We start from the raw sequence: 20,665 nt of genomic DNA on the forward strand, positions 1-20,665 counted from the left end.
TTCGGAGAGAGGAGAAGGAAGATGCATATCCGCCCTTACATTCTCGAAAATCATGGTGTCTATCCCAAGAGATTTCTGGAGGACGGTCAATTCTTCGGCGTGCGGAAAACCACTCACGATAATCTCGACCAACGGCTGGTCGCCGAAGTCGACCGGGAATCCGACCTGACTGCCTATTCCGGATATGCCGCCATGGAACTCTGGGCAGATGATGACGACATTCCGACGGGAGCGAGGATAGAGATATTGTTCAGCGACCGGAAAGGCATCGCCGCCCTCCTCTATGATCATCCCAAAATATCCGATGCTTTCATTGAGTGGGTATTCTGCACCTCACCCGTCGATGCCTTGACTGAATGGAAGAGGAAGGTCCGCTGGCCGCTGATCGAAACATCGGGAGGGCCAGTCGATATAATCGGAGACGCCCATCAATGAACGTTGAGAGCCGTAAGGCCGGCAAGGGCATTCATGAGAACCAGTGGTGCAAGCATGCCGGCTGCAAGCGCCCCAGTAACCTCAATTGAGGATCGAATTTTTCGGAACAAATCATCACAGCGACGGTTGGGTAGGCGGATGGTCTTTCCCCCGTCCATGCGCTTGCAGCCTGTCATGGTTGCACACCTTCGAACCCTCCGCTCTGGAGGGTTTCTTTTTGCTCGCATCGCAAGCAAGTTATGCCTTCAAAAGCCATCAGACCGCCAGCGACGGCCTGCTACCGGGCTGCAACTCCGTACCCTTGAAATCTAATCGCTCGACTCCTCCACGAGACGTGTTACACTTTTTTGCAGTGTCACCAACCGAATACATAGGCGGTGGCACCTGAGGGTTACTACGTGCTCCCGCCTATATCGTGTGGAGGACGGCTGCGTGCTCAAACCATCCGATTTCCAGGAATGTCCACTTCGACGCCTCCTTTCTCGCTGGGCCGCGCGGTTTACCTCTGACGAGCGGATGCAGAGCCGGCTTGTTGAAAAAACGATAGGCGAGGTCATCCGGGATTTTCCGGGCGCCGATCACGACACCAGGATCGATGTAGAGTTACTCGCGACTTTGCGAGGTGTCGCTTTGCGGGAATTCACTGCTCGTCCTCGCCCAGGCATTGAGCGTCTTTCCGACAACGATCGATTGTCGAGCGACTGTCAGTGATAGCGGACGGCGTTCCGGGGGGACCGAAAAGCGCGTCGGCTATTTGCGAAGTTCCGCGCTATCGCCGGTCATAGAGTTTACCGCAGTCGTTCGATTTGGCCCGGTTCGCGAAAACGAACGGCATTTTGACGTTCTCCAGTGCAATCGACACATTCAGCAATGTCTGATCGTGGATATCCACGTCAACGATTGTGGTGTCAACGTCCCACTCCAGTAACGGACTGAGCACGCATCGTGTTGATCGAACCGCGCTCAGGACGACGGCTGCTGCTGCCTGCAACCGCTGACGGCACGCAAATGTGTGTATAAGGCGCTGCTCTACGATGAACAGCTTCCCACGAAAACGCTCGCAACACGGGCATATCCTCAGGTGGCTCGAGGCGGAGGGTGGCTCGGGTATGGGGAAGGTCTCGCGACTGTTTGCATGAGGCAGGATTAATTATGCGCGCGTTCTGCCGAGCCTCCAGGGCAGACGCTGCCAGCCTCAGCCCATCGCCGCATCGCACCGGCATGGTTGCCGACTTGGAAACTGCAAGCCGCCCAGGGCCAGCCGGAGAGCTTGGTAGGGATGACCCAGTGCGAGCTTCGGGCCACGTCCCCAAAGCCGGGACGACGAACGCCTGACAAAATCGATAAAAGTAGGTCCAAAGCTAGCCCGCAACTCCGACCTCGGAACCTATTCAGCCGCGATACTGCTTTTACCCAGCAACGCGATGAAGGCTTCTCGGAGGTTTTGGCAACGATAAAGCAAATCGGCCTTTTCATGCTTCAGCCGCCGCAAGAGAGCCAACTCCCTGTCGCTGGCGTCGTTCGACATAGCACGAAGTCGAAGGTCGGTTTCGATTTCTCGAACCGCCACTTCATACGCTGCAATCTCCTTAAGGAGGCGATCCCAGTGTTTCTCCAGCACAAAGCTCACGTCGTTGGTCCAACTCGATCGCGATTTTCACCAACTGTTAACATAACCGAAGAGACCTTGGAGCGGCGATTTTATGTATGGTTAACACCATGGCAAAATTCCGAAGTGGGGCTAACCCGGGCTCCGTCAGACAAGTCTTGGCGGAAACGCGTTGGAATTCATGGATTGCCGTATCTTTCGAAAATTCGAGAACCGCATGTGCTTGTTCAGCAAACACCCACGCCGACCTTACGCAAAGCGGCGTCACTCCATGCGAAGAACCGTGTTCATCAGCGATGCCCTGATAAATGGTTGTTACTGCCCTCGATTTTGCTTGTGAGAACTCCGGTAAAACGAACTGGTCTCGCCTGCGCATGAGCTGGATATCATTTTTACGGATATATCGCCTCGATGGTGAGCCGAATGCCGCTACCGTCCTCCTGAAAGACGGTTATTTTTACAAGACGATTGCACCCGACCTCGAGCAGATCAGCATGGGTTCCGGGCCTTCGCGCAGCTTCCTTCCTGCGGAGGATTTCCGGTTTAACGATCGTCGCCGATGTCCTGTTCGAGCGGATCGCGCATGACCGCACGGCCCGGCTGCCTCATAGGCTTCGGCGCCCGCACAGACGGCGCGGCGATCGAAGGCTCTCTTTGGAACCAGGGGGTGTTCTAGAATACGTTGCGGTGCACATCGCTCATCGCCCGCCGCAGATCATCGATCGCAGATGCCGTCTGTCCTGTTTCATCGTTGAGGGCCGGCGGCATTTTCCAACCCGGGTCGATGCCTTCCATGTTCGGCAGTTCATGGGCGATGCCCTTGTGGCAGTCGATGCAGGTGGCCTTGCCCGTCAGCAGATATTTGGAATGGATATCGGCGGCGCGCTGTGTCTGTTTGGTAAAGTCCATGGCGACGGAGGAGTGGCAGTTGCGGCATTCCAGACTGTCATTGGCCTTGAGGCGCGACCATTCGTGCTGGGCAAGTTCTAGCCGCTTGTCTAGAAACTTCTTGCGGGTGTCGATTGTGCCAAAAATCTTGCCCCAGACTTCCTTGGAAGCCTGCATTTTGCGGGCGATCTTGTCGGTCCATTCATGCGGCACGTGGCAATCGGGACAGGAGGCGCGCACGCCGGAACGGTTGGAGAAATGCACCGTTCGAGTGAGCTCCTCATAAACATTGGCACGCATCTCGTGGCAGGAAATGCAGAAGGCTTCCTTGTTGGTCATCTCGAGCGCGGTGTTAAAGGCGCCCCAGAACATCACGCCACCGACGAAGCCGCCTAGCGTCAGGAAGGCGAGGCTAAGCGTGCCAGCCGGCGTTGTCAGAACCGCCCATAGCCAGGCGAGAAATTTCTTCACACGGGTAATCATCATTCGCTACCCGCCGGTTTGACGCCCATCGTGCTCATGTCCTCAAACGTGCTGGGCACAAGCGGTCGGGTATCAGCCTGCGGGACATGGCAGGCGGTGCAGAAATAACGGCGCGGCGAGACGTCCGCCAGCATCTGGCCTTCGCGCGTCATATAGTGGGTGACGCTGATCATCGGCGCGCCGGAATCCTGCGTGAACTCGCGTTTGTGACAGGAAAGACAGCGGTTGGCATTGACCGAAAGCTGGTAACCGTCGATCGAATGCGGGATGACCGGCGGCTGCTCCGGGTAAGCGCGCATGCGTCTAAAATCGTCGACCACCCATTTCGGCAGGGGTTTGGCGGGTTCGGTCTGCATGGCGTCACCGCGCGGGCCGGACAATTCCGGCACCATCTGCGCAACGGCCCCCGTCGCCAACGCCACGACCAGAAGCGTGGCGGCGATCCATCCGTGTTTCCTGATCATGCGACTGGCTCTATCTTGACTGCGCATTTCTTGAAATCCGTCTGCTTGGAGATGGGATCGGTTGCGTCGAGCGTGACCTTGTTGATGAGCTGGCTGGCATCGAACCAGGGAACGAAGATGACGCCTGGCGGCATGCGGTTGCGGCCGCGCGTCTCCACCCGGGAACGTATTTCGCCGCGACGCGACACGATGCGGATTTCCGCGCCCTGATTGAGGCCGCGCTTTCGCGCATCGTCGGCATTCATGAAACAGCGGGCGCCCGGGAACGCCTTGTAGAGTTCCGGCACACGCATGGTCATGGAACCGGAATGCCAGTGCTCCAGCACGCGGCCCGTCACCAGCCAGGTATCGAATTCCGCATCCGGGGATTCCGCCGGCGGTTCGTAAGGCACGGCAATGATGACCGCCTTGCCGTCCTTGTTGCCGTAGAATTTCACGCCCTCGCCCGGCTTTACATAAGGGTCGTAACCCTCTCGGTAACGCCACAGCGTTTCCTTGCCGTCCACCACCGGCCAGCGCATGCCGCGCACCTCGTGATAGGCATCATAGGGCGCCAGATCATGGCCGTGGCCCCGCCCGAAGGCGGCATATTCCTCAAAGAGACCCTTCTGGAGATAGAATCCGAAGTGTTTTGCTTCCTGGTTTTCGTATTCAGCGTTGATCTCGCTCAGCGGGAACTTGCCGACATCACTGTCCTTGAAGAGCACCTCGTACAGCGTCTTTCCGCGATAGGCGGGATTGGCTTCCAGTATCTCCGCCGGCCACACCTCATCCGTGGTGAAGCGCTTGGAGAATTCCACCAGCTGCCAGAGATCGGAACGCGCCTCACCCGAGGCCTCGACAAGCTGGTGCCAGACATGGGTGCGCCGCTCGGCATTGCCATAGGCTCCCTCCTTTTCCACCCACATGGCGGCGGGCAGGATGAGGTCGGCACTCATAGCCGTGATGGTCGGATAGGCATCGGAAACAACGATGAAGTTTTCCGGGTTACGATAGCCCTGATAGGTCTCGTTCTTGGTGTTGGGACCTGCCTGTACGTTGTTATTGACCTGCACCCAGTAGAAATTCAGCTTGCCGTCATGCAGCATGCGGTCCTGCTGGACGGCGTGGTAACCCGGCTTTTCCGGGATGATGCCGTGCGGGATGCGCCAGATTTCTTCGGCATGTTTGCGGTGCTCGGGGTTGGTCACCGTCATGTCGGCAGGCAGGCGGTGGGCGAAGGTTCCTACCTCACGCGCCGTGCCGCAGGCCGAGGGCTGGCCGGTGAGCGAGAACGGGCTGTTGCCCGGCTCGGAAATCTTACCCGTCAGCAGATGGATGTTATAGACCATCTGGTTGGCCCAGACGCCGCGAACATGCTGGTTGAAACCCATGGTCCAGAGCGACATGACCTTGCGTTTCGGGTCGGCATAAAGCTCGGCCAGCTCCTCCAGAAAACCGGCTTCAACGCCGGTCATGCTCGCGGTCTTTTCCAGCGTGTATTCGGAGACGAATTCCTTGAAGGTTTCGAAATCGATCGCTTCGGTCTTGGTTGGATCGGCGGAATTGGCGGCATTCACCTCAACCGGATTGTCGGGCCGCAGGCCATAACCGATATCGGTGACACCGCGCACGAATTTCGTGTGGTTCCTCACGAAGTCTTCGTTGACGCGTCCGGTCTTGATGATGTGGTTGGCGATGTAATTGAGGATGACGAGATCCGTGCCCGGCTTGAAGACCATCGGAATATCGGCAAGGTCCATGCTGCGATGGGTGAAGGTCGAAAGCACTGCCACCTTCACATGGTCGAAGCCCAGACGCCGGTCGGCAATGCGCGTCCATAAAATGGGATGCATCTCCGCCATGTTCGAACCCCAGAGCACGAAGGCATCGGCATGTTCGAAATCATCGTAACAGCCCATCGGCTCGTCCATGCCGAAGGTGCGCATGAAGGCATAGGCAGCAGACGCCATGCAGTGACGGGCATTAGGATCGAGATTGTTGGAGCGGAAGCCGGCACGCATCAGCTTGGTTGCGGCGTAACCTTCGAAGATCGTCCATTGGCCGGAGCCGAACATGCCGACGGCCGTCGGTCCCTTCTCCTTCAACACCCGCTTGCACTGCGTGGCCATGACGTCGAAGGCCTCGTCCCAGCTCACAGGCTCGAACTCGCCATCCTTGGCGTAGACGCCGTTTCTCTTGCGCAGAAGCGGAGTTTGCAGCCGGTCCTTGCCATACATGATCTTGGACAGGAAATAGCCCTTGATGCAGTTGAGGCCGCGATTGACCTCCGCCTGCATGTCGCCATGGGTGGCGACGACCTTGCCTTCCTTGACGCCGACCATGACGCCGCAGCCCGTGCCGCAGAAACGACAGGGCGCCTTGGACCACTTGATCTGCAATGCGGAAACCCCGCCTGGCACCGGCTGGCCGGCGGCCGGCAGCGCAATGCCCGCCGTTGCCGCCGCAATGCCGGCGGCATGGGCCTTCAATAGATCACGCCGCGTCAGTTCGCTGCTCATCGCCGCTTGTCTCCTCTGTATCGACGTGTTCGAAAACCATGTTGGCGGCAATCACACCGTCGAGCGTCGAAATATAAGTGAGCGTATCGCCCAGCATGCCGGTGCTCGTGCCGTCTATGACAATGACGATCTTGCCGTTGCCCTCGCCATGAACCTCGACATTGTCGAGCGTAAAAAGCGTTGCCAGCACGGCGTCCCGCATCTGCGGCATCACCGCCACCACGGCGCTTGAAACATGATACCGGCCTGTATTTTCAGGCATATTGCATCTCCGTGGCTCTATCTTTGATCTCGATCACGCCGGCCGGGCAGACGGACACGCAGGCCCCGCAGCCGGTGCAGGCATCTTCCAGCAGTTCCGGAACGAAGGGGCCGCCGCGCCGGGGCCGAAACCGGATGGCCTCGGTCGGACAGGCATCGCGGCAGGCCTGACAATCGATATTGCCGAAGGCGAGACACCCCTCACCGATCGCCGTGACGTGACCGAAGCGCTGTGCCGTGGGGGCAGCAAAGACCGGCTCGGGACAGGCCTCAGCACATTTGCCGCAAAAGGTGCATTCCCCGGCGGAGAAATCCACGCAAGGCAAACCGTCCGCCATGGCGATGATGCCGGTAGGACAGGCCTCGACGCATTTTGCGCAACCGCTGCACGCGGCGAGGTCGCTCAACGCGACCCCGGGGGGGCAGATGCGTGGTCTATTTTTTTGCCCGCCGCGCAGGAAATCGCGCCGGCTGAGAGAGACTTCCATCATCATCTCGCCCTCAATGTCCGGGCGGCCCCGGCGGGCCGTAAATGATCTGGAACATCCAGACGATAAAGCCATAGGCTCCAACAAATCCGACCGCCAGAATGGGCCAGATTCCGAAGGCCAGAACGGCGAAGGTCACAAGTTCCCTCGTCCGACCTGGCTTTTCATCTGCGTGTTGAGGCGCGACTATTTTAGGCATATTCGCGTTTCCTATTCGTTTCGAGTCATCATCCCCCAAAAGACAGAAATATTCAACCACTTGATTTCATTGATTATTTATCAAAATTAACATTCATCAAGACGGCTCGCCTAAATCACTGATTTCGCATTGTGCTTCTGCTCAAAAAATAAACATTAGACGGGCAAACAGTGTCTCGCTCTCATCCGCAGGCTCCTGCATCGTCCATGCCAGGCGCGCGCATGAAGGGCAGGAAACTCTGCAACCAGACCCCGAAGCTCACCGCCCACAAAACGGCGCTGAGGCCATGGTGATAGGGAGACAATGTTGCGGCAAAGTCGAATTCCGGGAGGATGCGGACCAGCCCGGCCATCGCCATCAAAAGGGCGGCCACATGCGCCTGCCATGGAAGATGCGTCAGATTGCGGCCCGTATGCCGCAGCCCGGCAATGATGAAGACGGCCATGATGGCGCATCCAAGCGCCCCGACCGAGAGCAGATGCAGCCCTGCGGCGGGCGTAACGGAAAAACCGAGCCGTATCGCGCCGAGCGCCAGAAAACCCACGCCCGCAAAGGCGTTGCCGAGGCCGAGCAACAGCACCTCGGTCTTAAAGACGGCACGCCCGATGAACCATTCGGCCAGCCGGTCGAAAAAGGCGGCGCCGGCCGCAAGCGAAAGCCAGGCGCAGACATCGCTCTGCGGAAAGAAAAGTTTCGCCGCCATGTAAAGCGTCACCATGGCACCTGCCATATGCTGGCGGCCGGGATGCGGCCGGTAAGGCGTGGTCTCGCCGCCGGGATCGAGCGCCAGATTGATGACGACCACATTGATACGTGCGGCGGAAAGCGAAAACAGCACGGTGAAAATGCACAGCGCCGCCTCCAGCATGCGGGATGCAAGTTCGAGATCGCCGCTCCACCAGGCATAACGCACACCGGCTTCAGCCGCCGTAAACAGAAGAAGCCAGATAAGGAACGCCAGGTGTTTCATCGTGCGCCGCGCCAGCATCGCCCTGGCGATGAGAACAGAGAGCGCGAGCAGAAAGGCGAGATCGAAAAAACCTGCAAACAGGCTCCCTGCCTCCATCCCGAGAAAGCCGATAAGGCGGCCCGGCAACCAGAGACCGGCGAGATGAAGCAGCGTTCGTCCCTGCGCCGGCTTCGTATCCGTCCATTCCGGCACCGCCGAGCCAAGGAAACCGGCAAGCGCCATGCCATAGGTGCCGTAGATCATTTCATGGGCGTGCCATTGCGATGCAGGCACCGCATCGGCGAAAGGCAGGGCATAACCACCGATGACGATCCACAGGAGGGGCCAGCCCGCACCATGCAGTGCGGCCAGAGGGAAAAACAGCCGCAGGGCTTCGGAAAGGATGGGGGGCTGCCTCATCGCACCCGCTCCCTTGCTGAAAACAATTCGGCGAAGGCCGGGCTCTCGGACAGGCGTTCCGCTTCGTCGAAAACCGTACGCGCCATGCGCCGGCCCGGCGAACCCGCGGGCTTATGCGCGGCAATGACTCGGCCATCGACGCCGGAGAGCACGATCAGCCTGTCGGCAACCAGCAACGCCTCATGAAGATCATGGGTGACGAGAAGGGTGGAAAAACCGCGCCGACGGGCGGCGCCCACCAGAAGCTCCTGCAAATGACGGCGCAGGCCGACATCGACGGCGCTGAAGGGCTCATCCAGAAACAGCATGTCCGGCTCCACGGCGAGCGCCCGCGCCACGCCGGCGCGCTGGCGCATGCCGCCGGAGAGTTCCACCGGATATTTGCCGAAATCAGCCACCTCCAGACCGACCTCCAGCGCAAAAAGGCCCGCCCTTTCGCGCCGCTCCCGTCTCGGCAAGCCGGCCGCCGCAAGGCCGTAGGCAATATTGTCGATAAGCGTCATCCACGGCAGCAGCCTCGGCTCCTGAAACACCAGACCCTGCCGGCGATAATGGCGGTGCACGCGGCCGCGAACAGGATCGATGATACCAGCCGCGATCTGTAAAATCGTCGTCTTGCCGCTGCCGGAGGGGCCGAGCAGCGCCACGGTTTCCCCCGGCGCTATGCCGAGATCGAAATTCTCGAACAGGCTGCGGCCGAGAAAGGCGTGGCCGACATGTTCGAAACGCAGGATGGAACGGTCGCTCATCGTTTGACACCCCATGGCAGTCCGGCGGCGCGCCAGCGTTCCAGCACCTCGCGCAACAGATGCAGCAGGCCGTAATCGGTCAACAGTGCAAGGCCGACCGTGATGGTGAGCCAGGCGCTGACCTGCGCAATGTCGAACAGCGCGCGTGCGGTGGCCAGTTCGCCGCCAATGCCGCCGGAATTCGAAAGGAGCTCGGCCATGACGGTTACTTTCCACGCGCTTCCCGCCGTCGTCGTCCAAGCCGGGAAGAGGTAGGAGAGAACATGCGGCATGGTGACGGTGCGCAGCCGGTAAAACCACGGACCGCCGAAGGCCTGCGCCATCACCTCCAGCTGACGGTCCCGCTTGGCGACACCTTCCAGCGCGCCGGCAAAGGACACGGGAGCCGAGGCGATAATGACGGTCATGACAGCCGTGCCGCCGGACGAGCCGAACCAAATGAGCGCCAGCACGATCCAGCCGATGGGCGGCACGCCGAGTAGAACGGTGACGACAGGCTTCATCAACCGCATGGCCGCGAAGGAATAACCCGCCAGCACGCCCGCTACCGTGCCGATGCCGGCGGCGATACCGAAGCCGGTCAGGGCCCTGACGGCGCTCTGCGCCAGGATAGCGAGGAAATCGGGCCGCGCCGCCAAAAGCCCCATTGCCGCGAAGGTCTCCCCCGGCGAAGGCAGGATGAAGGAGCCATAAATCTCGTGCCCGGCCTGCCAGGCGGCGAGAAAACAGAAAATGCCTGAGAGCCCGGCCCAGCCCGCCCAGAGATAGCGGCCCATCCAACCAAGACTTTCGAGAACGCGGTTCATGCCTGCTACACCAGATAAAACCCTTCATCCGGCCGCCGGCCGCCGATGATTGCCGGGTCTGCCTTGGCAAGTTCATCGTAAAACGCCTCGAGATCGGCGCGCGCAGCGCTCGCCTTAAGGGCGCATAGATGACTTGTCGGGAAGGAGGCCGCGATGATGTCAGGCGGGAAACCCAAGGCATCAGCGGCCGCAGCGGCCGCCGCCTTCGGATCGGCCATAGCGCTGGCAAGCGCCGTCTCCATGGCGGCCTGTAGAGCCTCTATGCCGGACTTGCCAAGCTTTTGCTGGACCAGCGATGTCAAGGCGAGGCCAGCCTGCGGAATTTCAGCCTTGCCGGCCACCTTCGCCCATTCCCGCTGAATATCAATGGTGCGATGGACGGTCATGAAAAACGACTTCGCCTTGATCAGCACAGCGGTTGCGGCCGGTTCGCTGAGCAGCGCCGCATCCACCCTGCCCGTCAGCAGCAATTGCACAGCTTCCGGCGGCGAGGCGGCATATTCCAGCTTGATGTCGCCGGACTTCAAGCCGTTTTCGGCAACGAGGCGATGCAGCACGAAATCGGGCATATCATTCTTGAACGGCAAAGCGAGCGTCTTGCCGGAAAGGCTTTTAAGGGAGTTCAGCGTCTCGTCTTTCGAAACGATATAGAGCAGGCCCGTGGTCAGCACGTTCAACAGCCCGAGGCCGAGACCGCGATTATGGAGATTGGCGGCGCCGTAGCTCGGCATCACCACCGCCCCCATGGAGCCGGAGGCAACGGCGGCGCGCATTTCATCCGGTGTTTTCCAGGCTTTGAAGAATGCTCCGGGTGCGACATCCTTCAGGAACCCGCCCTTTACCGCATGGGCCAGCACGGCGGAGGGCGCGGCCGGAGGGCCATAAAAGGTGAGCGGCGCTTCCGCCTTCGCGACATGCGGTGCGGCTAGTGTCGCCACCGCGAGCGCGGAAAAGGCCGAAAGAGCCTGACGACGGGTGAAATGATGGGCCATGGTCCTGATCCTTTCGCGCCGGAAGCGCCCTGATGCGCGTGACGCCCGCTCAGACCGTTTTCCGGTCCCGGCGCGTCGCCACCCCGGAAATGACATTTTGCAAGCGCCCGCTCTTTGCGCAGGATCAAACAGAGCCGAAAACAGGGATTATTCACCCTTCTTGAGTGAGAGCGCGTCCCGCAGGAGCCGCGAGCCCTCCTGAGCGGCGGCGGCGATATCGAGAAACATCAGGCTTGCGGTTTCAACCACGCCTTCATCCACCGTGTCGTCTTCGGCGAAATCGCAGAGCATCTCGGTAAGGAGCGCGATCTTGCGACGCTCCTCACGGGCGGCGGCAAGAAGCTTGACGATATTGCGCTGGCGCTCGAAATCCTCGAGTTCGCGCAGCGCCTCGTGCACCCTGTCGCGGCAGCTGCAATCAAGCGCGCTCTGCAAGACAATATCGCGCACCAGATGGATTGCCGCCGCGATATCCGCTCCGCCCGGTGCCGCTGCGGGTAGCTTTTGCTCGCTTTGCCCGTTCGTCGTCATGCATTCACCCCATGCGCCGTGTTGCGGGCACGGGCGATCCAGGCCGCCCCTTCCTGCCCGTGGTGGAAACCATTGGAAAAGGGCACGTCCGGGTAGATTTGCCCGAGACGTGCAAGACCGTCTTCCGCCTCCCGCCTGCCGGCCAGAACGTCGTGATGGATTTGCGCCACCGCAACCATGTCGCAGTCCTGCGGCGACAGCCGGAAGCGGGAAATGCCGGCGGCGGCTAGGTCCTGCAATTCGCCAAGCAGCGACTGGCAGGTATGCGACACCGTCTGTACGCCGTTCAGCGCCAGAAACGACTGCCGGTCAAGCGTGCGTACTGGCAATCCATCCGGATCGTCGCCGCAGACGAACTGGCAATTATCCTTGATATTGCCCTTGGCGCGGGCATGGGCGCAGCGCGCCGAAATGGCGAGCGGCAGGCGGCCGAAGGCGAAGATCTCGAAGTCCACATCAGGCGTCTGCGCCACGATGCGCTCCACCGAGGTCATCGGCAGTTCCGGCGGCAGGCAGATGGCGCTCGCGCCGCGAGACGACAGCAACCGCGCGGTCGCGGCATTATAGACATTCACCATCGGCCCGACGACATGCGGGGTGCCGTGCAGCATGCCGAGCGCGGAAAGATCGTTCGCCTCGACCGGATAGGGACTGTCGGCGATCAGACTGCGCAGGTGGCGGCTTTCCCGCTCCAGCGTCACCAGCGAAAGCGTCGAGAGGATCACCTGTTTTCCGGCACTCTCCAGCCGCTCGATCACCTCTGCCAGATGCGGCTCGGTGAAATGAAACCGTTTGGAGCAGACGGTTTCACCGAGATAAACATGGCTGACGGGCGCTTCATCGGCGATGCGGAAATAGAAATCTCGCCATTTCTCCCCCTGCCAGAGATAGAGGACCGGGCCGAGCGCCAATGTGGTTTTTGCGGGTTTTGCCATCGCCGTCATCTCCAGCGTTTCTCATAAGCGCCGACGGTGGTGCGCTGGCCTTCGCTTAGGAGCCGCAGGCGCGAGAGCAGCCGTCCCCGTTCTTCGGCGCTAGCGGCCAGCGCCCGGTGCAGGGTGGAAACCACTTCCGCCACATAGGCCTTGCCGCGCTGGCGGCCCTCGATCTTCAGTGCGCTGACGCCCGCCTCGCGCAAGGCATCGATCTGGTCCATCACATCAAGCGACACCGGATCCTCAAAGGCATAGGACCTGTCATCGGCGATCTCGAAACGGCCCTTGCACAGCGTGGGGTAACCCGCCGCCTCGCCGGCCGGAAAACGGTTGATGGTGTAATCGCCAAGTTCCGACACCAGCGCCTGCCCGTCCTGCCGGTAGCGGACGTGGCTTGCCGGCGAACAGACGCCGTTCATGTTGGGTGACTTGCCTGTGGCGTAAGATGACAGCGAGCAGCGCCCCTCCGCCATGACGCAGAGACCGCCGAACACGAAAATTTCGATCTCGCAGCGGATTTGCCGCGCCAACCGGGCGATGTCGGGGATAGTCAGGGTGCGCGGTAGCACCACGCGTTTCGCGCCGAAGGCATCGACGAGGAAATTCACCGCATCCGCATTGGAGGCGGAGGCCTGCACGGAGACGTGGATACGCTGCTGCGGATGATGTTCCGCCACATGCGCCATCAGGCCGAAATCGGCAAGGATAAGTGCGTCCGCCCCCGCCTTCACGGCATCGGCCGCGCCGCGATACCAGATATCCTCATTGCCAGCACGCATGAAGGTGTTGAGCGCCACGAAGGTCTGTACACCGCGCTTTTTTGCGTAAACGATGGCCTCGGCAAGTTCCTCGCGGGAAAAATTAAGGCCGGGGAAATTGCGGGCATTGGTTTCATCCCGAAAACCGCAATAGACCGCATCCGCCCCGGCATCCACGGCCTCGCGGAAGGCGGCAGGCGTTCCCGCAGGACAGATCAGTTCCATGCCTCGCCTCCCCGCGTTTCGGATAGAACATGGCCGCGCAGGCGGTTCGCAAGGCCCGTTACCATTGGCGCGAAAGGTCCAGCAAATGCACCGAGATCGCGCGGCAGATCGATGCCGCTGTCATCGAGCGCATTGCGCAGCGCCAGCATCGCCTCCATGTCGCCGGTGACGCTGAGATCACGCGAAAAGAACAGCGCATCGGCATCCTGCCGCCCCTCCATCAGCGCAAGCAGCATGAAAAGCGGTCCCTCGACCGCCGCATCCGCCTTGGCCAAGCGAGCCTTGCGGCTGACGGTGATGGCGGGACCTGCCGGCTCGACCATGAAGGCGAAGGGGAGATCGACGGGCAGAAAGGCGTAGCGCTTGCCACGATGTTCACCGAGCCGGACGAACATATCCGGATGCCGCTTCATGATCTGTGCCAGCATCGCCGCCGTCGCTCGCTGCACCACGGCAAGGGGTAGGAAATTCAGGGGGCGGGCGATGGCGGCGGGAAAAGATCTCATGAAAGGTCCTGTCGGCTCAGTTGCGGGCGGCAACTTAACCGCAGCGCGCGGGGTGGCGGTTTGAGCGAACGCAAAGACAGGGAAATTTTCGGGTGCGCCTTCACAAAAGCCGCTATAATTCATTCACTTGCCAAGCGACGGAGGCCGCCCGTGTCCGATTTAAGGGTCAAACGGATTTACGAACCCGCCAGCGACGATGACGGCGCGCGCATTCTGGTGGACCGGCTCTGGCCGCGCGGCATGAGCAAGGAAAAGGCAAAGCTTTCCCTGTGGATGAAGGACATCGCGCCCAGCAACGAATTGCGCAAGAACTTCTCCCATATGCCGTCTCGCTTTGAGGAATTTACCCGGCATTATCATAAGGAACTCTCGGCCAATCCCGATGCCGTGGCGCACATGAAGGAGCTGATGGCGAAAGGCCGCGTCACGCTGCTTTATGCCGCCCATGATATCGAACATAACCACGCCCTGGTTCTCGCCGACTATCTTCGTTCGCATTGAAGCCGCATTTGCGGCAGCGCAAGGACATGCCGCACTGCCATCGGCAAACAGGCGGCATGAGAGACGAGAAAACAGAAACTAAACCCGCCCACGCAGCCGATCTGCGCAGTTTCGCCCGGTTGCTGGAAGAACGCGGGCAGCTGCGGCGAATTCGCCAGCCGGTCTCGCTGGTGCACGAAATCACCGAAATCCACCGCCGCGTGCTCGCCGATGGCGGGCCGGCGCTGCTTTTCGAGCAACCCGTCGACCATGAGGCAAAGGTGCGGGACATGCCGCTGCTTGCCAATCTTTTCGGCACGCGGCAACGTATCGAGTGGGGGCTGGGGCTTGAGACCGGCGGCCTGCCCGCACTTGGACAAAAGCTCGCCGAATTACGCGAGCCGCGACCACCGAAATCCATGGCCGAGGCATGGGGTAAGCTGCATTTGCTGAAAGCCGCACTTTCGATGCGGACACGCAACGTCTCACGCGCGCCGGTGCAGGAAAGGGTGCTGACGGGCGATGCTGTCGACCTCGCCCGCCTGCCGGTGCAATGGTGCTGGCCGGGCGAACCGGCCCCGCTCGTCACCTGGCCGCTGGTCATCACCCGTTCGCCTGACGATCCCGATGATATCAATGTCGGCATCTATCGCATGCAGGTGCTGGGCCCGGACAGGGTGATTATACGCTGGCTGGCGCATCGCGGCGGCGCGCATCACCACCGGCTGTGGCGAGCGCGCGGGCTGGATATGCCCGTTACCGTCGCCATCGGTGCCGATCCCGCCACCATTCTCGCCGCCGTCATGCCGCTTCCCGACCATATCAGCGAGCTTGGCTTCTCCGGCCTGCTGCGCGGCTCGAAAAGCCGCATTGCCAGAGCCTTGACCGTGCCGATGCCGGTGCCCGCCAATGCCGAAATCGTACTGGAAGGGACCGTCTCAGTAACGGAAAAGGCGCTCGAAGGTCCCTATGGCGACCATACCGGCTATTATAATTCGGTCGAATCCTTCCCGGTCATGACGCTCTCGGCAATCACCATGCGCCGCGATCCGATCTATCTTTCCACCTATACCGGCCGGCCGCCGGATGAGCCTTCGGTTCTCGGCGAAGCCATGCTCGACATTTTCCTGCCGCTCGTGAAAAAGCAGTTTGCGGAAATTGTCGATCTGTGGATGCCGCCGGACGCCTGTTCCTACCGCGTCATGGTCGCTTCCATCGACAAGCGTTATCCCGGTCAGGCAAAGCGGGTGATGATGGGCCTCTGGTCGATGCTGCCGCAGTTCAGCTATGTGAAGCTCATCATTCTGGTCGATCCCGACATTGATGTGCGCAACTGGGCAGATGTCATCTGGGCGCTCTCAACCCGTTTCGACGCCTCGCGCGATACGATGATCATAAACGATACGCCTATCGATTATCTCGACTTCGCCTCGCCGAAACCCGGGCTCGGCGGCAAGATGGGGCTGGACGCCACCCGCAAGCTGCCGCCGGAAACGGAGCGCGAATGGGGCCGTGTGCTGTCGATGACGCCTGACGTGATCGCGAAAGTGGATCTGATGTGGCGTGATCTTGGCCTAGGAGAACGGCCATGACCCCGTGCCGCGTCGTGGTTGGCGTCACCGGCGCCTCGGGTGCCGGCATTTCGTTGCGGATCGTCGAGCGCCTCGCCGCGATGGAAAGCGTCGAAATCCATCTCGTCCTGTCGCAATCCGCCAAGCGTACCGTGCTGCATGAGGAAGGTGCGCAAGCCATGGGGCGCATGTTGTCGCTCGCCAGCGTCAACCACGCCGTCGATGATATCGGCGCGGCAATTGCCAGCGGCTCCTTTCCGACCAAAGGCATGATCGTTGCGCCCTGCTCCATGCGCACACTTACGGCCATTGCAACCGGGTTTTCGGACAATCTTCTCACCCGCGCCGCCGATGTGCATCTGAAGGAACGCCGGAAACTTGTGCTGATGACGCGCGAGACGCCGCTGCATCTCATCCATCTGCGCAACATGTGCACGGTGACGGAGGCAGGTGCGATCGTCATGCCGCCGGTGCCGGCCTTTTACAACCGGCCGCAACGCGTCTTCGATATTGTCGATCAGCTCGCCGCCCGCGCCATCGATCAGCTCGGTATCACGCCCGCGCCGCAGGCGCCGATATGGCGGCCGCATATGGTGAAGGCGCGCTGAACGATCAGAGATAGGCCATGGGGTCCGCGCCGAAAAGCATGACATGGCCGCCGGCCAGCAGCCACCACACCGTCAATCCTGTCAGCGCCGCGGCGAGCAGCATCGGCCCGTCCACGGCAAGGCGCGTTTTGCCGGAAAGCATTGCTGCGAAAGGGATCGTTGCATTTTTAGCAGCCGCCGCGCTCCATGCATTACCCAGTCTTTTCCGCGCGCGTTTTTCCGTCATGGCCATCCCGCCAAGCGAAAACAGTGCAAAGCCGCCGAACAGGATGACGGAGCGCAGATCGCCATTCGGAACGACATGCCCCAACGACCAGAACAGAAAGCCGACGAGTACCGGGTGCCGCGTGATGCGCACGATTGCCCCAGGTATATCTCCCTGCCGCACGGAAATGGAAAGCGGATTGACGCTGAGGAGGCCGGCCAGCACGAAAAACAGGCCAATTGGAGCAGCGAGAAACGTGACATGCGCCTGCCAAGGCGCGACATCCCAAAGCGGAATATAATCGACCGACAGCGCGGCATAAAATACCCAGCCCAGCGTCAGAAGCGAGACGACGGAATAACTCCCGAAATAGGCGGGCCTGCCGATAGCCGCAATCAGCCGGCCGCGCACGGCAGGTACGGCGGGAATGGAATGCAGCGCCACGAAAAGCGAAAGAGCGGCGACAAGTTCAAGCATGTGACTGCCTTCTTACTGGTTCAGGAACAGCACCGAAGCAATGGCCACGGAGGCAAGCACGGCGGAAACCGCACCCATGCGCTGCAACACACCCATACGGTACAACAGCACCGCAAAGCCAACGATAATAGGGGTTGCGACAATCAGCCCGACCTGCGCGTCGTTCATGGGAAGCTCCATTTTCCAGAGTTGCGCTTTGTCATGACAATAGGACTTTGCACGCTCCCTTCTTTGACCGACCGCAAAGAAGCGGGGTTTGAGGACGCCTAAGCGTGGCTTGCTGTTTTACCATTACGGACAAGACCATGGCGATCAATACGGAAGAGGAAAGCGGAAACCTGCTTTTGTGGATTCTGGTCTGGAGCGAACTTGCCGCTTTCGGCGCGCTGACCGGCGCCTTCATCATTGCCTTCACCCTCAATCCCGATGCATTTGCCGCCGCGCGCCAGCATCTGCAGCCACAACTTGCCGGCCTCAATACGCTGATTTTGCTGGCGAGCGGCTGGCAGGCGGCCGTTGCGGCCAGTCGCCCCACCGCGCTGGCGGGCAGAAGGCGGGCGCTCGCGCTTGCCGGCCTGCTGGGCTTCGTTTTCGTCGGCGTAAAACTCTATGAATACTCCACCGAAATCGCATTCGCCTCCGATCCCGCCTATGGCGCTTTCTTCGAGCTCTATTTTCTGCTCACCGGCTTCCATCTGCTGCATGTCGTCTTCGTGGCCGTGCTGCTGTTTCTCGTCGCAGTCTTCCCGAAAAACGAGAACGTCACGCTGGTGACGACGCTGTGGCATGTCATCGATCTCGTCTGGATCGTCATTTTTCCCGTTATTTATCTGGTTTGACATCATGATCCACCGCACCTCCCACCAGCTTGCAAGAAGTTTTGCAGCACTCGCCATTCTCGTTCTCGCCGGTACGGCCGTCGTGACATCGTGGAAAGCGGCGCTTCTGCCACCGGTCGCCGCCGCTTGCCTGATGCTGCTTTTCGCGCTCCTAAAATCCAGACGCGTCATCGACGACTTTCTCGGCTTTCGCGAAGAGCGTGGCCTGCTGCGGACAGCACTTCTGGCATGGCCGGCCATCTTTGCCGCCGCAGCCCTGCTGCGGGCGCTCCTGCAGGGCATTTTGTCGCTCTGAAAAGGCGGACCACATCACCTCTGCACTTGTTTGCCAAATGGCAAAGAACGCCGGCGGCCAGCGGCTAGAAAGGGGCGAGACCCGAAGCTGCCGGCAAATTCCGGCAAGAGGGTTCGATCAAGCCAGTCCGCATAAGCGGTCTTCCGGATGGAAAGGACCATTGGCATGGCAGAACGCCTGACCAAAACAGGAGCGCGAAACGTCTTTTACGGCGGCTCCATCTTCTTCTTCGCCATATTCGTCGGGCTGACCGCCCATAGCCATTATTACATGCGCACCACCTCGACGGATGAAAGCACGCTGACCGAAAGCGTCGCACGCGGCAAACATGTGTGGGAGAAAAATTCCTGCATCAACTGTCACACGCTGCTCGGCGAAGGCGCCTATTTCGCGCCCGAACTCGGCAATGTCTGGAAGCGCTATGGCGGCGTGGACGACAAGGATGCGGCGCGCGATTCCATCAAGGCCTGGATGGCAGCCCAGCCCACCGGCATCGAGGGCCGGCGCCAGATGCCGCAATTCAATCTCACCGAACAGGAACTGGATGATCTCGTCGACTTCCTCGAATGGACGAGCCGGATCAAGACGCAGAACTGGCCGCCGAACGATGCGGGCTGAGGCTGACGGCAAGGAGATGACGAGATGAAATACCAGACGCAAAAAGTCGCCATGCTGTATTTTTACGGCGCAATCGGGTTGTTCGTGGCGCAGATCCTGTTCGGCGTCGTCGCCGCGACGATCTACGTGCTTCCCAATACGCTTTCAGAGCTTCTGCCCTTCAACATCGTGCGCATGATCCACACCAATGCGCTGGTCGTGTGGCTGTTGATGGGCTTCATGGGCTCGACCTTCTACCTGCTGCCGGAAGAGACGGAAACGGAGCTTTACAGCCCCAAGCTCGCCATCGCGCAGTTCTGGATCTTTCTGGTGGCCGCAGCCGTTGCCGTGGTCGGATATATGTTCCGTATCCACGAAGGCCGCGAGTTCCTCGAACAGCCCTTTGCGATCAAGGTCGGCATCGTGCTTGTCGTCCTGATGTTCCTGTTCAACATCACCATGACAGCGCTGAAGGGCCGCAAAACCACCGTCATCAACATCCTGCTCTTCGGACTCTGGGGTCTGGCGATCTTCTTCCTCTTCGCCTTCTACAACCCCATGAACCTGGCGCTCGACAAGATGTACTGGTGGTACGTCATCCATCTGTGGGTGGAAGGCGTGTGGGAACTGATCATGGCGTCAATCCTCGCCTTCCTGATGATCAAGCTCAACGGCATCGACCGCGAAGTGGTGGAAAAATGGCTCTATGTCATCGTCGGCCTTGCCCTCTTTTCGGGCATTCTCGGCACCGGCCACCATTATTACTGGATCGGCGCGCCAGGTTACTGGCAGTGGATCGGTTCGCTGTTCTCGACGCTGGAAGTGGCCCCCTTCTTCACCATGGTCATCTTCACCTTCGTTATGACCTGGAAGGCCGGCCGCAAGCATGAGAACCGCGCAGCGCTTCTGTGGTCGATCGGCTGCTCGGTCATGGCCTTCTTCGGCGCCGGCGTCTGGGGTTTCCTGCACACGTTGTCTTCAGTGAACTATTACAGCCACGGCACGCAGCTTACCGCCGCGCATGGCCACCTCGCCTTCTTCGGCGCCTATGTGATGCTGAACCTTGCGATGATGGCCTACGCCATCCCCGAAATGAAGAAACGCGCGCCCTACAACCAGTGGCTTTCGATGACGAGCTTCTGGGTGATGTGCACGGCCATGTCGGTCATGACCTTCGCGCTGACCTTTGCCGGCGTGGTGCAGATCCAGCTTCAGCGCGTCATGGGCGAAAGCTTCATGGATGTGCAGGACCAGCTGGCGATCTTCTACTGGATCCGTCTCGGCTCCGGTTTCGCAGTTCTCATTTCGGCGGTCATGTTCATCTGGGCAGTCCTGGTGCCGGGCAAGCAGAAACAGGGCGACGTCGCCCGCCTCGTGCAGCCCGCCGAATGAGA

At 60.3% G+C, this 20,665-nt stretch carries 25 protein-coding genes; 8 read left to right on the forward strand and 17 right to left on the reverse strand.

Features of this window, described 5'->3' with window-relative positions:
- Nucleotides 1-21: 21 nt before the first annotated feature.
- Nucleotides 22-435 (forward strand): hypothetical protein, encoded by a 414-nt coding sequence (locus K7A42_RS00445; RefSeq protein WP_064263838.1) that lies wholly within the window; start codon nt 22-24, stop codon nt 433-435.
- Nucleotides 436-1,822: 1,387 nt separating this feature from the next.
- On the opposite strand, the gene K7A42_RS00450 is transcribed toward K7A42_RS00445, so the two are convergent.
- The 15 genes from K7A42_RS00450 to ubiT form a co-directional block, all read right to left on the reverse strand.
- The gene (locus K7A42_RS00450; RefSeq protein WP_108081995.1) at nt 1,823-2,065 is read right to left on the reverse strand and encodes a hypothetical protein; all 243 of its coding nucleotides are present in this window, start codon (nt 2,063-2,065) and stop codon (nt 1,823-1,825) included.
- Between the two features lie 651 nt (nt 2,066-2,716).
- Entirely contained in the window at nt 2,717-3,418 is a 702-nt protein-coding gene (locus K7A42_RS00455) for a cytochrome c3 family protein (RefSeq protein WP_077986030.1), read from the reverse strand.
- Nucleotides 3,415-3,906, reverse strand: a complete 492-nt coding sequence (locus tag K7A42_RS00460) for a nitrate reductase cytochrome c-type subunit (protein ID WP_034499927.1) — start codon at nt 3,904-3,906, stop codon at nt 3,415-3,417. Before K7A42_RS00460 ends, K7A42_RS00455 begins: the two co-directional genes overlap by 4 nt.
- A complete protein-coding gene (gene napA / locus K7A42_RS00465) occupies nt 3,876-6,380 on the reverse strand; it encodes a periplasmic nitrate reductase subunit alpha (RefSeq protein WP_112767067.1) in 2,505 nt (834 codons plus the stop codon). The genes K7A42_RS00460 and napA overlap by 31 nt, the downstream gene beginning before the upstream one ends.
- Nucleotides 6,355-6,642 carry a chaperone NapD gene (locus tag K7A42_RS00470; protein ID WP_064263844.1) on the reverse strand — a complete coding sequence of 96 codons (288 nt, stop codon included), beginning with the start codon at nt 6,640-6,642 and terminating at the stop codon, nt 6,355-6,357. The genes napA and K7A42_RS00470 overlap by 26 nt, the downstream gene beginning before the upstream one ends.
- Nucleotides 6,635-7,135, reverse strand: a complete 501-nt coding sequence (locus K7A42_RS00475; protein WP_034499579.1) for a ferredoxin-type protein NapF — start codon at nt 7,133-7,135, stop codon at nt 6,635-6,637. The genes K7A42_RS00470 and K7A42_RS00475 overlap by 8 nt, the downstream gene beginning before the upstream one ends.
- A gap of 7 nt (nt 7,136-7,142) precedes the next feature.
- Entirely contained in the window at nt 7,143-7,328 is a 186-nt protein-coding gene (gene napE / locus K7A42_RS00480) for a periplasmic nitrate reductase, NapE protein (RefSeq protein WP_022557563.1), read from the reverse strand.
- A 181-nt stretch (nt 7,329-7,509) separates the two neighbouring features.
- Nucleotides 7,510-8,697 (reverse strand): NnrS family protein, encoded by a 1,188-nt coding sequence (locus K7A42_RS00485; RefSeq protein WP_108081997.1) that lies wholly within the window; start codon nt 8,695-8,697, stop codon nt 7,510-7,512.
- Nucleotides 8,694-9,446 (reverse strand): ATP-binding cassette domain-containing protein, encoded by a 753-nt coding sequence (locus K7A42_RS00490; protein WP_034499575.1) that lies wholly within the window; start codon nt 9,444-9,446, stop codon nt 8,694-8,696. Before K7A42_RS00490 ends, K7A42_RS00485 begins: the two co-directional genes overlap by 4 nt.
- On the reverse strand, nt 9,443-10,252 hold the full coding sequence (locus tag K7A42_RS00495) for an ABC transporter permease (protein ID WP_022557560.1): 810 nt from the start codon (nt 10,250-10,252) through the stop codon (nt 9,443-9,445). Before K7A42_RS00495 ends, K7A42_RS00490 begins: the two co-directional genes overlap by 4 nt.
- A gap of 5 nt (nt 10,253-10,257) precedes the next feature.
- Entirely contained in the window at nt 10,258-11,244 is a 987-nt protein-coding gene (locus K7A42_RS00500) for an ABC transporter substrate-binding protein (RefSeq protein WP_034499571.1), read from the reverse strand.
- Nucleotides 11,245-11,391: 147 nt separating this feature from the next.
- The gene (locus K7A42_RS00505) at nt 11,392-11,775 is read right to left on the reverse strand and encodes a hypothetical protein (protein ID WP_022557558.1); all 384 of its coding nucleotides are present in this window, start codon (nt 11,773-11,775) and stop codon (nt 11,392-11,394) included.
- Nucleotides 11,772-12,710, reverse strand: a complete 939-nt coding sequence (gene ubiV / locus K7A42_RS00510; RefSeq protein WP_034499926.1) for a ubiquinone anaerobic biosynthesis protein UbiV — start codon at nt 12,708-12,710, stop codon at nt 11,772-11,774. Before ubiV ends, K7A42_RS00505 begins: the two co-directional genes overlap by 4 nt.
- Before the next feature lie 5 nt (nt 12,711-12,715).
- A complete protein-coding gene (ubiU, locus tag K7A42_RS00515; RefSeq protein ID WP_045535119.1) occupies nt 12,716-13,693 on the reverse strand; it encodes a ubiquinone anaerobic biosynthesis protein UbiU in 978 nt (325 codons plus the stop codon).
- Complete coding sequence (gene ubiT / locus K7A42_RS00520; protein ID WP_108082043.1) at nt 13,684-14,199, reverse strand: ubiquinone anaerobic biosynthesis accessory factor UbiT; 516 nt, start codon at nt 14,197-14,199, stop codon at nt 13,684-13,686. Before ubiT ends, ubiU begins: the two co-directional genes overlap by 10 nt.
- 150 nt (nt 14,200-14,349) lie before the next feature.
- Here ubiT and K7A42_RS00525 point away from each other — a divergent pair, with 150 nt between their 5' ends.
- Genes K7A42_RS00525 through K7A42_RS00535 form a run of 3 tightly spaced genes read left to right on the forward strand, consistent with a single transcriptional unit; the run spans nt 14,350 to nt 16,858 of the window.
- Nucleotides 14,350-14,700 (forward strand): DUF488 domain-containing protein, encoded by a 351-nt coding sequence (locus tag K7A42_RS00525; RefSeq protein WP_072495328.1) that lies wholly within the window; start codon nt 14,350-14,352, stop codon nt 14,698-14,700.
- A 56-nt stretch (nt 14,701-14,756) separates the two neighbouring features.
- Nucleotides 14,757-16,271 carry a UbiD family decarboxylase gene (locus K7A42_RS00530; RefSeq protein ID WP_162699417.1) on the forward strand — a complete coding sequence of 505 codons (1,515 nt, stop codon included), beginning with the start codon at nt 14,757-14,759 and terminating at the stop codon, nt 16,269-16,271.
- On the forward strand, nt 16,268-16,858 hold the full coding sequence (locus tag K7A42_RS00535; RefSeq protein WP_108081998.1) for a UbiX family flavin prenyltransferase: 591 nt from the start codon (nt 16,268-16,270) through the stop codon (nt 16,856-16,858). The genes K7A42_RS00530 and K7A42_RS00535 overlap by 4 nt, the downstream gene beginning before the upstream one ends.
- 4 nt (nt 16,859-16,862) lie before the next feature.
- Here the strand turns inward: K7A42_RS00535 and K7A42_RS00540 are convergent, their stop codons facing one another.
- Both K7A42_RS00540 and K7A42_RS00545 read right to left on the reverse strand, forming a co-directional pair.
- A complete protein-coding gene (locus K7A42_RS00540) occupies nt 16,863-17,540 on the reverse strand; it encodes an NnrU family protein (RefSeq protein ID WP_022557551.1) in 678 nt (225 codons plus the stop codon).
- A gap of 12 nt (nt 17,541-17,552) precedes the next feature.
- Nucleotides 17,553-17,708, reverse strand: coding sequence for a hypothetical protein (locus K7A42_RS00545; protein WP_022557550.1), 156 nt, complete (start codon nt 17,706-17,708; stop codon nt 17,553-17,555).
- Nucleotides 17,709-17,845: 137 nt separating this feature from the next.
- On the opposite strand from K7A42_RS00545, the gene K7A42_RS00550 reads away from it, so the two are divergent.
- The 4 genes from K7A42_RS00550 to K7A42_RS00565 all read left to right on the forward strand — a co-directional run bounded on the left by K7A42_RS00550 (nt 17,846) and on the right by K7A42_RS00565 (nt 20,663).
- The gene (locus K7A42_RS00550) at nt 17,846-18,379 is read left to right on the forward strand and encodes a cytochrome c oxidase subunit 3 (protein WP_045535130.1); all 534 of its coding nucleotides are present in this window, start codon (nt 17,846-17,848) and stop codon (nt 18,377-18,379) included.
- 4 nt (nt 18,380-18,383) lie between these two features.
- Nucleotides 18,384-18,674: a hypothetical protein gene (locus K7A42_RS00555; protein WP_034499560.1), complete on the forward strand. Its 291-nt coding sequence runs from the start codon at nt 18,384-18,386 to the stop codon at nt 18,672-18,674.
- 165 nt (nt 18,675-18,839) lie between these two features.
- Nucleotides 18,840-19,292, forward strand: coding sequence for a c-type cytochrome (locus tag K7A42_RS00560; protein WP_022557547.1), 453 nt, complete (start codon nt 18,840-18,842; stop codon nt 19,290-19,292).
- Between the two features lie 24 nt (nt 19,293-19,316).
- A complete protein-coding gene (locus K7A42_RS00565) occupies nt 19,317-20,663 on the forward strand; it encodes a nitric-oxide reductase large subunit (RefSeq protein ID WP_003585385.1) in 1,347 nt (448 codons plus the stop codon).
- Nucleotides 20,664-20,665: the final 2 nt, after the last annotated feature.

The sequence above is a fragment of the Agrobacterium sp. InxBP2 genome, from assembly GCF_026191755.1.
Classification (GTDB): domain Bacteria; phylum Pseudomonadota; class Alphaproteobacteria; order Rhizobiales; family Rhizobiaceae; genus Agrobacterium; species Agrobacterium pusense.